Below are 13897 nucleotides of genomic sequence, written 5' to 3'. Positions count from 1 at the left end.
GACCAGATCCCTGCGGCAGCTTTGCGGTCGATCTTCGGCGGAGATCTCGCAAGTTATTGGCATAATACACATGGCGTTTTGAAAGTTTTTATGTAAAAACATCTAGTTAGCTCAAATGCCTTCAAAGGCGCGATTAGAACTCGTGACGGAAAAGTGGAACGCAAAGTCAATCTCAAAGATGTCGCGCGCGATGCGGATGTGTCCCTCAGCACGGCCTCGCACGCCCTGAACGGAACCGCCCCACTTACGATCGAAGTGCGTGAGAGGGTTTTGAATTCAGCAAAGCGTCTGGGTTATCTTGAGCGCCGAAGGGAGAGGGCGACAATTGCGGCGTTGCGCGTCTTGCTTCTTGCAATTCCCGACGATGCCGCACCGCAAAGCGACCTCAACTTGGTGAGCTGGACGATCCTCAACGGCCTTCGGAAGGAATGTGAGCGACGCGGGATTAGAACCGTACCCTTCGTCAGCACCGGCCGGAGAATCGATGGTAGTCAGGTACGGCAGATTGCGCTTTCGGAGCGCGCTGATGGTATCGTGATCTTGAACGACGATCAGCCGGAACTCATCCGAAGTCTTGCTTCTGCCGACATGCCCGTCGTCATCATAAACGGCGAAGATCCGGCCATGCTGGTCGATACGGTCACGCCGGAAAACCGCTTCGGAGCGCGGTTGGGTATCGAACATCTGCTCGCGCTCGGACATCGTCGCATTCTGCACCTGACCTGGAAGGGCCGAACGACGATCCAACGCCGATATGACGGCTTTTCCGACGCGTTTCTTGCCGCGCAGCTTCCTGTTCGGGACGGCATGATTCTTGAAGCTGAAGGATATGAACCCAGGCATGGCGAGGCTGCCATCAATGCGCTGCTTGATCAGGATCCTGATATGCGAGGGGCCACCGCTATCTTTTGCGCCGCCGACAACCTGGCGCTTGGATGCCTGAAGGCATTGGCTGATCGCGACATTCGCGTGCCGGAGGCGATTTCCGTGCTGGGATTCGATGATATCGTCCGAGGAGAGTTCAGCCGTCCGCCCTTGTCGACGATCAGTGTTCCGGCCGACAGGCTCGGTGCTGCTGCCTTGTCCCTGATCGAACAGCGGCTGATCGCCAATGATCCGCACCGGCCGGCCCACCGCCTGGAACTGGGATGCCATCTCGTTTTGCGTGGCAGCATTGCGCCGCCACGCTGAGCGGGATCACTTCATCCCGGTTCCGGCGATCCCTGTGGTGATGTATTTCTGCAGAAACACGAACACGATCGTCACAGGGAGCAGGCTGAGAAAAGTCATCGCAAGGATGTAATGCCACTGCACCGAGAATTCTCCCTGAAATGCATTCAGGCCGACCTGCAGCGTAAAATTCTCGCGGCTGTTGAGGACAATAAGCGGCCAGAGGAAATCATTCCAGCGCCAAAGGACGGAGAAGATCGCCAGCACCGCCAAGGCAGGTGCCGTCAGCGGCAGAATGATACGCCAGAAGATGCAAAATTCGCTCGCCGCATCAACGCGTGCAGCCTCAATGAGTTCATCGGGAATCGTCAGCATATATTGTCGCAGCAAAAACACGGCTGTCGGAGAGGCGATCGTTGGAAGGATGACGCCCCACAGGTTATCGGCAAGACCAACGCCAACGACCACCAGATATGCCGGGACCATGACGACGGCGAGCGGGATCATCAAGGTTGAAATGATGATCACGAAAACCGTCTTGTCGCCGCGAAACCGGTATTTCGACAACGCGAATGCTGCCATGGCATTGACCAGGAGTGTCAAAACCGTTGCGACGAACGTGACAAACACCGAGTTCTTGAGGAAGGTCAGGAAGTTGAAACGCGTCAATGGATCGGCGTAGTTTTGTGTGGCTACGGTCAACCGCTGCACGGGCGTGATACTCTTTACATCGACGCTGACGGGCTTTTCCGGACTGACAGGGTCAACCATTTGGGCTTTGAGTCCGATACGGCGGACCATCGCCATTTCGCGCTTCTCGCCGTCAATGGTGACCTGCCAAAGGCTAAGCGGCTTGTCGAATCCGGGTACAGTCTGCTCGACCGCAGCGCGGGGAAGCAGCGTCGGCGGAAACCGGGTGATCTCAGCCCCCGGTTTCAGCGAGGAAAGGCCCGCCCAGACAACGGGAACAAGCACCGCAAGGGTTCCGGCAAATAGCCAGATCCATGACAATATGTCGGTCATGTCGATGCGTCCGGCCCGGCGCGTGCGCGTGAGAAACCTGATGGGATTCATAAGGGTATTCATTTTATGACTCCATTCGCCGGCCAAGGCGCAGCTGTATCAGCGTCAGTACCAAGAGCACCAATCCCATGAGAACCGATGCCGCCGATGCAAGGCCGAAGAGACGCAGATCGCTGCTGAAAGCCATCTGGTAGATGTATTGCACGATAAAGCTGTTGGCTGTGCCCGGGCCACCGCCGTTCGTAAGAACCCAGGCTTCGTCGAAGATCTGGACGGACCGGATCATCAGAAGAATCAGAACGACGAGAACGTTCGGCCCCAACAGAGGTAGCGTGATCCTGAAAAGCGTGCGCCGAGGCGATGCTGCATCGATTGACGCGGCTTCATAAAGCTCCTTCGGGATGGCCTGGAGACCGGCCAGGAGGATGAGCGTGTAAAAACCCATGTGAAACCAGACCGAGACGACCACCACGAAGAAGCGCGACCAACCGACATCGAGAAGGAAGATTTCCGGGGGTACGCCGAGCATTTGCAGGAAGGCGTTAAGCAGCCCATTTCGATCAAGGAACCATTTCCAGATCAGGCCGATGACGACGGGAGACAGCAATACCGGATAAAAGAAGATTGCCCTGAAGAAGCCTCGCGCGGCAATTGCTCGATTGAGTATCAGTGCGGTGATCAGGGCGACGAGCAATGTGGCGACGACGTTGAATGCCACGAACCAAAGCGTATTCCACACAGCCGTCCAGAAAAGCGATTCCTGGCAAGTTCCAGGCCTCAGATAGTCATCGCAGGCAAGCAGGGTGCGAAAATTGTCGAAGCCGACAAACGGCCGGTCCGACACGAAAAGGTTCGTCCCGCCCGTAAAGGCGTAACCCACGGCGATTGCGATGGGGAGGAACGTGAATATGCCGAACAGAACCAAATTCGGTGCCAGAAACAGCCATGGCATGCGTTTCCGGCCGAGCACGCGCTCCATCCCGTTCACGGGGGCCTCAACCACTCGCATGATCGTTTCGCCTGCCTGATAAAGGACCGCACCTCCCTTGAGCGTCGTCATATCAGAGCCTCCCTTGGCCTTGCCGCCGGCTAAACGCCAGGCCGCTTTCGGGATCGAAGAGATGAACGCGCACAGGCATGGAGTTGATCAGGACGCGGTCACCTGGTGAAGGCGCGAAATGACCTGCCTCGTGAATGATGATCTGCTCGTCCTGCCCCTCCAGGTTGCCGTAGACATAGGTTTCGGTTCCAAGCCCCTCGTGATACTGGACGACGAACGGTAACCCATCTTGATCGGAGCGCGCAAAGTGCGCAGGCCTGACGCCGGCAAGCACTGCCTGGCCAACCTGAATCCCGGAAAGATCCACGTCGCTGATCAGCTTGCCGCCGTTGCCGACGTCGACGATAACGCCGCTTTCACCGATACCGGCGACCTTACCCTTTATGATGTTCATGCGTGGAGAACCGAGAAAGCCTGCCACAAAAAGATTTCGAGGGTAATCGAACAATTCCAGCGGAGCGCCCACCTGCTCTACCTGTCCGCTGCGCAGCACGACGATCGTGTCGGCCATTGTCATCGCCTCGACCTGGTCATGGGTGACGTAGATCATCGTGGTTTTGATCTCACGATGGAGTTTTGTGATTTCGGCTCGCGTCTGGACGCGCAGTGCGGCGTCGAGGTTCGAAAGCGGCTCGTCGAAGAGAAAGATGTCCGGTTCGCGCACGATAGCCCGGCCGATCGCGACGCGCTGGCGCTGCCCGCCTGAAAGTTGCTTCGGACGCCGGTCCAGATAGGGCTCGATTGCCAGCATCCTGGCCGCTTCGGCAATCCGCGCCTCGATCTCGGCGCGCTTGAACTTGAGGTTCTCCAAGCCGAAAGCGAGGTTCTTGCGAACGCTCATATGCGGGTAAAGCGCGTAGGACTGGAAGACCATGGCGATCTTGCGTTCGGCGGGCGAAAGCTGGCCTACATCCCGCCCTCCGATTGAGATTGCGCCGGATGTTATGTCTTCGAGACCCGCGATGATGCGCAGCAAGGTCGACTTGCCGCATCCGGAGGGACCAACAAAAACGACGAACTCGCCATCTTTGATATCAAGTTCGACATCATGCAGGACCTTGATGGCGCCATATGACTTGTTGACGGTGGAAAGCTTCAGTTCTGCCATGCCCTGCTCCCATCAGGTGTCGCCGTTTCGACGGCGACGTCTATCTTGTTCCATCCCTGCGGCAGAGGTGCTGGCCTTATGATCAGCACCTCTTCCAGAAAAATACCCGTGACCCCGGCCACGTAGGCGGCTGGCATTCCTCCCGGATAGCGCTCAAGACCGATCACCCGTCCGTCCGAACCGCGCGTCCAGGCATTGGCGCGGCCGCCTCCATCGGCGCGCGGCGCCAAATCCGCATTCGTCGGACGCAGGTCATAGAATTGCGCTGTGCCCAGTTGCCCGGGCTGCTGGACCAGGTTTATGCGCGCCATCCGGATGTTTCGAATGCCGGCGGGAGACGTCGAAATCAAATTGATCGCCCCCTCCATTCGGCCGGTTATGTCTTCGACGATCAGGTTCTCGATCGCCCCGGCAGTCCGCGCCGCGACGCGGTCGACGACATTGATCGTCAACGCTTCTCCCGAACCCCAGAAGCCGTCGAGCGTTTCGTGGCACTCTACTCCAATTCTCGAAAATCTGACGTTCGATATCCGGCCGCCGTCGCGCGAGAAAACTCCGAGCGCACGGTTGGAGGCCGAGACATTACAATCCTCGAATACGGCATTTGTGATATCGCCATGCGTTTCCGTTCCGATCTTAAGGGCGCAACTCAAGCTTTGGATCGAGCATCGACGGACGAGAATATTCTCGCATTGCCCCATGGCGCCACCCGCCGGACCCATACTCGTCTTCAGGCAAATGCCGTCGTCGGCGGTCGATATCAGGCAATCTTCGATGATGGCGCCGCGGCATGCATCGAGAACGATACCGTCCGTATTGGGAAGACGATGGTCGTTCTCGATCCTCACACCCCTGACCGCAACATCCGTGCAGTCGACAAAATGTAGCGTCCACATCGGCGAGCGGGATATATGGATGGAACTGATCTCAACCCCGTCACACGCCTCGAAGACGACAACGCGCGGTCGAAAATCGGCCGGGATGAATGTCCCTACCGTCTTGTCGTCGCCGACGATAAAGCTGTCGCAACCGGCTTCGAGGCGGCCAAAGCCCGTCAGGCTTATCCGCCGCGCATTTTTGGCGACGATCATGCCGCGGTTTGATTTTTCGGCAATGACCGAAACGGTCGTATGTGCGTACGCGTCATAGTCCGGGACCGGACGCAGGATCGCGCCGGCGGCCAGATGAAGATCGACGCCGGATTTGAGCTGGAGCCCCCGGCAAAAATGGATACCCGCCTCAAGAACCACGCGCCCGCCGCCTGAAGCCGACGCTTGGTCGATCGCTGCTTGCAATCGAGCGGTATCGTCGCTGCCGGCCGCATCGATCGAGATTGGAGACGCCGCGCTCATTGCAGGTGACCGCGCTCCAGAAGGACTTCCGTCAGGAGCAGCATGGTGAGCGCCTGGCCGTAAGGCGTCGGCACATTCGGTATGCGCCTGTAGAAATCGAGGTCGTGGCCCATCGGTGTGCCGTCCGAAACACCATGGACCACGCCTTCCTCGTCGATGCGTGCCAGCACGGCCGAAAGCGCCCGCTCGGCGTAGATCCGGTCGCTGCTATCCAGAATGCCGGCATCTACGCCACGCAGGATGCCGTAGGCAATTCCGGCGGTGGCTGACGTCTCCAGTGGCGACGAGGGGTCGTCCAACAAGGTTGTGAACATTCCGTCCGGCCTCTGGCACGCCTTGAGCGAGCGTACCTGGCTCGCAAGAACATTGGAAAGGTAACGCCGGTCCTTCTCCCCTAGCATCGGCACAAGCTCGAACAGCTCCGGGATGGCCACCGTGATCCAGGCATTGCCGCGAGCCCAAAAGGCATTGGCAAAATTGTGCCGTCCATTGAAGGTCCAGCCATGATACCATAGCCCACTCACCGGATCCGACAGGTAGCGCGTGTGGATCACGAACTGATAGACAGCTTCGTCGATCCATTCGTCGCGTTTGCAAAGCACGCCAGCGCGCGCGAGAAAGAGGCAGGCCATGAACAGCGTGTCGTCCCAAAGCTCGCCCTCGTTGAGGCGTTCTTTGACAACGTGTTGAAAGCCACCGTCCTCGGTTTTGGGCAGTTCCTTTACCAACCATTCGGCCCAGTCTTCGACAAGGGCGCGAAAATCGGGACGATCGACATGCTGAACAAGGATGGCAAGCGGCAGCATCGGAGCCGTGCTGTTGATCTGGCGTGGCGGTAGGCCCCGCTCGATCTGGCTGCTGTACCAGGCCACAAGGTCTTGAAGCGCTTTTTGATCATTGGTGGAAATCGCGCGTCTTAGGAAGCCGTAAAGACCAACGCCGACTTCCCAATCCCATTCGTCGAACTGGATCCCCGAGGTGGATACGGCGGTCACCAGGCCTTCCCTGATGCCCTTGAGACGGCTGAAAGCCATCGCGACCCTGTCGATGGTCGAAAGAAGGGCGGCATTGTCGACAGAAGTTGGGTTCATGCTGGCACCTATATTCAAGAGTAGAACGGTCTTTCAGCGCCAGCGTCGGATGCTGCACTGTCGTAGGTAAGGATTGGGTGCGGCTGATCGTAAGCGAAGGGCCTGGCCTGCCCACCGAGCGACAGCCCGTCGACATAAGACAAACTGATGGCCGGACCGCCCCCTGGCGTCAGCACAAGACGTCGACGCTCGCGCTCGAAGGAGACCGCCGTCTGGCGGATGCGCTCGACGAAGGTCGTGAACGCGTCGCCATCGCCGCATCCGACAATTGCTGCCCAGCCACAGAGCGACCCATAGGAACGCACTTCGCGACCAGCCGTTGGACCGTCAAAGATCAGGTCCAGACCGTTTGATGCGTAGATGGCAGAAAAACCGGTGCCCGAGCGAGCCATCAACCAATTGGCGTCGATGATAAGTTCGTCCAGACCGTCGCGGCCGATATAGGCGTGCGTCCATGCATGCCGTGCGTCGCGGGTTTCCTCGATCAGAAGGGCGACGTCACGATGCTGGGCGACGCGCGGCAGAATGCCGTTGCCGGCCCAATAGGACGGCCTTTGATTGCCCCATGGATCATCCTCGCCAGGATGGTTGATCCAGAGCCTTGCCATGGGATGGCCAGCAAGGCGCACATCGATGACATGCTGCTGATGTCCCTTCTGCCCGGTCTTGTGATCGATGACGGTCGAAAGCTGTGCCGCTTCGTTCTTGAAGAGGACGAGCTTTGCGCTCTCCAGGCCCTGACTATAGCGAGCCTCCACGCTTCTACCCGGAGCCAGGTTCGCAAGATCGGCAAGATCGGCAGGCGGTTCGTAGCTGCCGGCGCAAAACAACGGTAACGACGCCACCCCGCTGTTGAGCCAACCGGTTCCGAAAGCGACTTGTGCGAAGGGTGCGAGCTCGGTCAGAGGGCCGGCGCGCAGCTCTTTGTCGTAGGCGCGGCCCTGCGATCCGGCCGGAACACCCGAAAGCGTGTGGAGAGCGATCATCCGGAAAATGAGATCGAGCTGCGCACGCGCGCGGTCGGCAATGGACGCCTCAGCCCAGCGCTCCAGCGCCAGCAGCCCGATGAAGTCGACCGGGTAGTATGCCGCCGAATTCCATTCCGCAAGGCCGTGTGCTTCCACGCTGTCGAACCAGTGCGCCAGGCGCGCGGCGGCGAGGTCTGCCTGCTGTCTTCCGGTCCTGCCCGAAGCTGAAAAGGTCTCCTCCGGCAAGAAAAGCCCTGCCAACAGCTGGCTTGTGTGAAAGCACAGCACGTGGTTTTCGCTCCAAAACCACATTGCGTCATTGCCCGGCTCGTCGACCCAATAGCGGTAAGACAGAACGGAGTGCTTTATGCGATCGACGGTGCCGGCCGGCATTTGAGCGGCATAGGCGCCAAGCAGCCAAAGGAGCGGCACCATGATGAAATCCGAGCAATCTTCACGCGCATCGATAGCGGCGAGCGTTGCTTTTATGATGCGGTCAAAGCTCGCCTGGTCTTGGTAGCCGGTTTCCATCATTGCAATGATGCGCGCCACACGATCAGCACCGAAGCGGGCGCTGTATTCGAGCGCTTGCCGCTTGCGATCCTTCAATGTCGCCTTGAGCGACGATGGAGAAATGTTTGCAAGAAAGCCGGCATCGATGACGCGCGTGACCGATCCCGGCCCGCTGCCGATCGTCAGATGCACGCCATGATAGCCATCTGCAATGCGACACACATTTTCGGCTATCAGACGGCTTTGATGGGCACGCAGGGTCAAGAGCGAGTGTGCGAGAACAGGCCGCTCATGGCCGTGGCCGATGACCTTCAGCTCCACCGGCACATCGCGCTTTGGCGCCGTATCGAAGACCAGTTCCAATGGCTGGTTGACGAAGACGTCGCGCGCAGGGCGCACGCCGCGCGCAAGGTTTTCCAGTTCGCGGACTTCGTCCTGATCCAGCGCCACAGGCAGCAGCACGCATAGCGGCTCCTTGTCCAGCACTTCAAGTTCGAAGAACCAGGTCGTGTCGCGTTCGGCAAGGTCCTCGGCGTGAACGAGAATCTGGTTGTCGCCGGGTTCCAGCGACAGCGCGATGTCCGTTGAACCTTCCAGATTGCGCCTGAACGGTTCGAAACGCACCGCTTCCTGCCCATTGACCCATATGCGAACGCCGCCGCAGGTCTTGAGCCTGAGATGCAGGAGGCGGGACGACGCCGTCCTGAAGGTGCCCCTCAGCCATCGACGCAGATGGGTCGGCACGTGCCAGAAACCGGTGAACTCGACGCGGCGGTTCGAGCCAGGTAGGTAGAGGCTCTTTGTCGGCCACGACGTATCGGCAACGAGTTCCCGCCCGACCATTGTTGACCAGAAAGCCTTGCGGCACGGCAGATCCCCAACGTCGACAAATCCATTGATGAAACGATAGTCGACGCGATCTTCCGCCGGCGCAGCGATGCCAGGAAAATAGCTGGCGATGAGGTCAGAAACCGCCCAAGCCGTCACGGTCTGACCTTGGCCAACATAGTATGCAGCCGCCTCGAGGCCCGGCCCTTCGTTCACAGATCGCCTCCTCCGCAATCGAGTGAAAAGTTTTTCATTTACGGCTTTTAAGCGATTTCATTTCGGGTTTTGCTCAAAGAACCGCGCAACTGCCGCAGAAAATAGCTTGACGGCAGGAATGTCAAGTATATGAAATTCGTTTATCGACGATCTCAATCGCGATTTATGAAAATATTTTCATGGGAGGATGAAAATGAAGCACTCTCTTTCGGCAGCATTCGCGCTCGTTCTGACGGCCGGTTCCTTCGCGTGGTCCAGCATGGCCATGGCGGAGACCAAGACGATTACTTTCCTGTTCACCGACGACGACCAGGCTTACGTCGAGCGAATGGAAGCACTCAGCAAGGAATTCGAGGCCGCACATCCCGACGTCAAGGTCAACTTTGTGTCGTCCGGCTATGACGCGGTTTCCAAGCAACTGCCTGTGCAGCTTGCCGTCGGCGAGGGGCCGGATGTCGCCAAGATTTCCGACTGGCAGCTTGCGCCATATTACCTCGACATGCGTCCTTACATGAAAGACGCGGAAGGTTTCGCCAAGCTGCATGGCGACAGTCTCAACATTCTTCGCTTCCCGGGCGTCAATGATCCGCAGTCGATCAACGGATATGTCGCGTCGCAGACATTCAATCTGCCGTTTGTAAACAAAACGCTGTTCGAACAGGCAGGCGAACCGCTTCCGAAACCCAACGCCACGTTGAAGGAAATCGTGGAAGCGTCCGCGCGTGTTGCCAAGGCCACAGGTGCCCAAATTCCCTTCACGATGGATCGATCGGGGCATCGCTTTTCCGGCGCCGCATTCTCGTATGGAGCGACCTACGTCAAGGACGGCAAGTTCTCGTTTCCGGACGATGCCGCCAAGCGTTACATTGCGGATCTTTATAGCTGGACACAGGACGGTTCCTTCCCGAAGGAAATGTGGGGAGCGGCCGGCGGATCCCAGTACAAGAACATGGGCGACGAATTCGTCAACGGCAACGTCGTGACCTATCTTGCCGGCAACTGGATGGTGAACCCGTTCCAGCAGAAGATCGGCGATGCTTTCGATTGGACCGCGATCAGCGCCCCGTGCGGCGATGCCGGCTGCTACGCCATGCCGGGCGGCACCGCGATTGTTGGTTTCAAGCGCACCAAGTATCCGGAGGCTGTCGCCGCTTTCATCGAGTTTCTGGGTTCCGAAAAAATCCAGCGTGAGGTCGCCGAGAATTACGTCATTCTGACAGGCGCCGACATCAAGGACCCGCAGTACAAGCTCGCGAGCAACAATGCTAAGGATGCGATGGCCGTCTTCCTGGCGAGCCGCAAGAACGTGCCGCAGGCAGCGCGCGACATGGAGCGCATGAAGGGATCCTCAGCGATCTACCAGTTGATCGTCCAGAGAATGAGCCAGTTGATCGTCGGCGAACTCTCGCTCGACGAAACCTACGCGGCGATGAGCGCCGATGTCGACAAGACCAACCAGGCAATCGCGGCCAAATAGCTGGCCACACCTATCTCGGCAGAATGCCAATCATCCACGGCCTTGACCGAAGGCCGTGGATAGCAGCGCGCAAACGGTCGGTGCAGGCTGCGCGAATGCTCGTCAGTTTTTGGCGATGATCCTTCTAAGGACTGCGTTCGGCCCTTTCGCTGTCTACCATGCTGTTCACGACGTTCTTCGAGCAATTGCCCAACCTCCTGAATCCGATACGACGTTCCACCTAAGAAAAGCAGCGTCCGGCGCCGATCGGGAGCCTGCTGTTTTGCCTGTTTCTGCAGTCGCTCCAGATCGTTTTCCCGGGCCCCAGCGGTCAACCTCGCTTCGAACCGGCCGCCATAGAGGCGGGCTCCCGACCCGAGAGTGGCTGGCGAGCATAGATCGGATTCAGCACCCGGCAGAGCTTACCTTCATTCGCATCGGCCGGAACCATGCATGTATGCCGGCGTCGACCGCGTCGATATGATCGAGCACCTCATCCGAACGGCCGTCGCGCACCAGCTGCATGGCAGTCTGGCCCGAGAAGCCGGACAGAGGCTCGCAGCGGTACCAGGCATAGGCCATCAGACCCGAGCCGAAACGCGGCTCGACCTTGTTGACGATCTCGATCATCTGGCGCAGACGCCGCTGCGTCTTGACGGAGCGGATACGGTCCTTGCGCTGGATTGCGTCCTTGCCGAGACCGGCCGTGCGCGCGATCTCCTCTCTGGTCGTGCGGAAGGCGTCGGCGATTTTGCGCGGTGCAAACAACCCGCTATCCACATATTGGGCGAGAGCCATTTTATTACCTCGCTCCAGATCGCCAAACTCACTGACGATATATGGCGTCAGAAACAGCGCATTTAATCCGATAATGGAAGGAGGGAAGACGGAAGGGAAGGGGCGCTGGTCGCAAATCGGCACGCCGGGCGGGCCCTTGCGCCGCCCAACCGCGGCTTGCGGCGATCCCGACCCCGGTCTTAGCACAGCTTCAAGCTCTGCTGGCCAATGCGCTGCTGCGAGCGACCAATAGAGCCGTCGGCATCGGGCAGCAGGTGATGGCGCGGCATTCAAGGCCACTCGCGAGGTCAGTGCCGCCGGTGACTCTTTCTTGGAGGGCCGGAACAATTAGATGCGGATGCGGTTGGGAAGCACCAAATGAGGAAGTTCGAATGAATGACGCGACGAATTTGGCACTCCTTCTCGGCTCGCTGACGTTGATATGTTGGATCGTTGCGGGCGCAGTGGCCGTCATGGGTACAGGCGATGGACTTGGCCAGCACGATAAGCAGCGGGTAAGCGAGGTCGTCTCGCTGGGCCTAAATCTTGTCGGCGTCATCTCCGCGGTCGCGATGGCTGCTATCCTGCTGGCCGCATGACGATGGCCGGTTCAAAAGCCGGCAAAGCTTTCCCTGGACTACAGGCATTATGTTCAGCCACGGTCTTGGTGGCTCCTTTAACGGCATCGTCCTACATCAAATCGCTGCCGTCGTGAACTTCATCAACGAGCATAATGTCCATCAAGTCTCATTCAAATTCAAAGGCGCTTCCTGCCGGAGATCAAGCGGTGCTTGCGGCCGTACGAAAACGGATGAGACCTGCGGCAACTCAGCAATGATCTTCTTCTCGATCCGTAGCACGCAAGTTTCGAGAAGCGGCGTGGTGAGCTCATCCCTGAACTCGATGCTGAGCGTGGCGATGATGTCGTCGGGGCCGAGATGAACGGTGAGGATATCGTTGACCCGCACCACATCAGGATCCTCGCTGGCGATCTCCGAGATGCGGCGGCGTACCGACGGAAGCGCCTGTTCGCCGATCAGGAGACCCTTGCACTCTCGGGCTAGAAAAATGGCGGTCGTCGCGAGCACCACGCCGATTCCCATGGAGCCGAGGCCGTCGAGTTGGGGCATTTCGAGAAGTTCGGCCGCTGTGATGGCGACAAAGGCGATTAAGAGGCCAAGAAGGGCGGCCGTGTCTTCGAAGAGGACGGTGAATACCGTGGGATCCTTGCTACGCCGTACTGCTGTCAGATAGCCTAGTTTGCCCTTCTCACGGCGGAAATGCCGGAGCGCCATCGACCATGCGACGCCTTCGAAGAGGGCCGAAATGCCGATCACGATATAATTCACCATGATGTTCCGTGCCGGCTCGGGACGCAAGATATGGGCAATCCCCTCGTAGAAGGAGAGGCCTGCGCCTGCTGCGAATACGAGAAGCGCGACGATGAAGCTCCAGAAATAGATCTCGCGGCCATGGCCCAGTGGGTGGTTCTCGTCCGGCGGCCGCGCCGACCGGTGGAGGCCATAGAGCAGCAGCATCTCGTTGCCCGTGTCCACCACCGAATGAATGCCTTCGCTCAACATAACCGAGCTGCCGGTCACCAACGCCGCGGTAAATTTTGTGAGCGCGATCAGCAGGTTGCCGAGAAGCGCTGCGTAGATAACCCGAGTTGATCCGGATTGGGCGGCCATGGGACTCCCCGCAGAGGGCGATCGCAAGCGGCCCTGCGCCTTTTGAGCTAGGCTTCCGATAGGAGGTTCTCGAAAGTACTTGTGCCTTTCAACCCTCTCGACCGGAAAGAACGATCCTTCCGCCCACTAGTTCCGTTGACCGTTAATCTCAGCGACTTCTGCCTGATGGGCTTCGTGCTTTTTAGCCGTCCCTGCCCACAAGGCCAGCAAAATGACAGCAATGATCAGGTAACAGATTTTGCTCGATAAGGTTCGCAACGCACTGTTGCCACGCGTACACTCGAACTCGCTCAATTATTCGCGCTCCCTTTTGTTGGGCGATGTTTGACGCCGTATTTAATGCTTTAGAAAGGTTGCATGAACGTCCAAATGTGGGACCCTAATGTGCGTGAGGCGTATGGCTTCAACGCGCGCTTTTTGCGCTTTTTGGGATGAAGCGGCGTTATCCTGCATCTCGTGCGGTCCCTTGATGGCGAATGCCCCAGCCTCTCGTCTTGCGTCCATGGCCGAGATTCGATCTCGGCAATCGGCGTAGGCCTCACCCGGACAATGCCCTTGAGCCGATCGTTGTATTCGATGGCTGGTCTTCTCAGGGTAGAGCGATCAAAGACGAACGGAGCCTAGGACCCGTCGTCAGCTTCGTG

Annotated in this window: 11 protein-coding genes; 3 read left to right on the top strand and 8 right to left on the bottom strand. The window is 58.5% G+C overall.

Features of this window, described 5'->3' with window-relative positions:
* Positions 1 to 153 precede the first annotated feature (153 nt).
* Positions 154 to 1191: a LacI family DNA-binding transcriptional regulator gene (locus tag A3C3_RS0101135; protein WP_022712789.1), complete on the top strand. Its 1038-nt coding sequence runs from the start codon at positions 154 to 156 to the stop codon at positions 1189 to 1191.
* A gap of 6 nt (positions 1192 to 1197) precedes the next feature.
* Here the strand turns inward: A3C3_RS0101135 and A3C3_RS0101130 are convergent, their stop codons facing one another.
* The 6 genes from A3C3_RS0101130 to A3C3_RS0101105 are packed head-to-tail and all read right to left on the bottom strand — an operon-like array spanning position 1198 to position 9329.
* Complete coding sequence (locus tag A3C3_RS0101130) at positions 1198 to 2244, bottom strand: carbohydrate ABC transporter permease (RefSeq protein ID WP_028739290.1); 1047 nt, start codon at positions 2242 to 2244, stop codon at positions 1198 to 1200.
* Between the two features lie 13 nt (positions 2245 to 2257).
* Entirely contained in the window at positions 2258 to 3253 is a 996-nt protein-coding gene (locus tag A3C3_RS0101125; RefSeq protein ID WP_022712787.1) for a carbohydrate ABC transporter permease, read from the bottom strand.
* Between the two features lies 1 nt (position 3254).
* Complete coding sequence (locus A3C3_RS0101120; RefSeq protein ID WP_022712786.1) at positions 3255 to 4361, bottom strand: ABC transporter ATP-binding protein; 1107 nt, start codon at positions 4359 to 4361, stop codon at positions 3255 to 3257.
* On the bottom strand, positions 4349 to 5713 hold the full coding sequence (pglB, locus tag A3C3_RS0101115) for a polygalacturonase PglB (protein WP_022712785.1): 1365 nt from the start codon (positions 5711 to 5713) through the stop codon (positions 4349 to 4351). Before pglB ends, A3C3_RS0101120 begins: the two co-directional genes overlap by 13 nt.
* Positions 5710 to 6804 (bottom strand): beta-galactosidase BglB, encoded by a 1095-nt coding sequence (gene bglB, locus A3C3_RS0101110; RefSeq protein ID WP_022712784.1) that lies wholly within the window; start codon positions 6802 to 6804, stop codon positions 5710 to 5712. The genes pglB and bglB overlap by 4 nt, the downstream gene beginning before the upstream one ends.
* Before the next feature lie 14 nt (positions 6805 to 6818).
* Positions 6819 to 9329 carry a hypothetical protein gene (locus A3C3_RS0101105; RefSeq protein ID WP_022712783.1) on the bottom strand — a complete coding sequence of 837 codons (2511 nt, stop codon included), beginning with the start codon at positions 9327 to 9329 and terminating at the stop codon, positions 6819 to 6821.
* Between the two features lie 193 nt (positions 9330 to 9522).
* Between A3C3_RS0101105 and A3C3_RS0101100 the strand changes: the two genes are divergently transcribed.
* Complete coding sequence (locus A3C3_RS0101100; protein WP_022712782.1) at positions 9523 to 10806, top strand: ABC transporter substrate-binding protein; 1284 nt, start codon at positions 9523 to 9525, stop codon at positions 10804 to 10806.
* 384 nt (positions 10807 to 11190) lie between these two features.
* On the opposite strand, the gene A3C3_RS37405 is transcribed toward A3C3_RS0101100, so the two are convergent.
* Complete coding sequence (locus A3C3_RS37405) at positions 11191 to 11583, bottom strand: DUF2384 domain-containing protein (protein WP_022712781.1); 393 nt, start codon at positions 11581 to 11583, stop codon at positions 11191 to 11193.
* Positions 11584 to 11954: 371 nt separating this feature from the next.
* Between A3C3_RS37405 and A3C3_RS0101090 the strand changes: the two genes are divergently transcribed.
* The gene (locus A3C3_RS0101090; protein WP_022712780.1) at positions 11955 to 12161 is read left to right on the top strand and encodes a hypothetical protein; all 207 of its coding nucleotides are present in this window, start codon (positions 11955 to 11957) and stop codon (positions 12159 to 12161) included.
* 141 nt (positions 12162 to 12302) lie between these two features.
* Here the strand turns inward: A3C3_RS0101090 and A3C3_RS0101085 are convergent, their stop codons facing one another.
* The gene (locus A3C3_RS0101085; protein ID WP_022712779.1) at positions 12303 to 13253 is read right to left on the bottom strand and encodes a cation diffusion facilitator family transporter; all 951 of its coding nucleotides are present in this window, start codon (positions 13251 to 13253) and stop codon (positions 12303 to 12305) included.
* Between the last annotated feature and the right edge of the window lie 644 nt (positions 13254 to 13897).

The organism is Rhizobium mongolense USDA 1844, assembly GCF_000419765.1.
In the GTDB taxonomy this organism is placed as follows: Bacteria; Pseudomonadota; Alphaproteobacteria; order Rhizobiales; family Rhizobiaceae; genus Rhizobium; species Rhizobium mongolense.
This window is presented reverse-complemented; position numbering and strand designations above follow the sequence as displayed.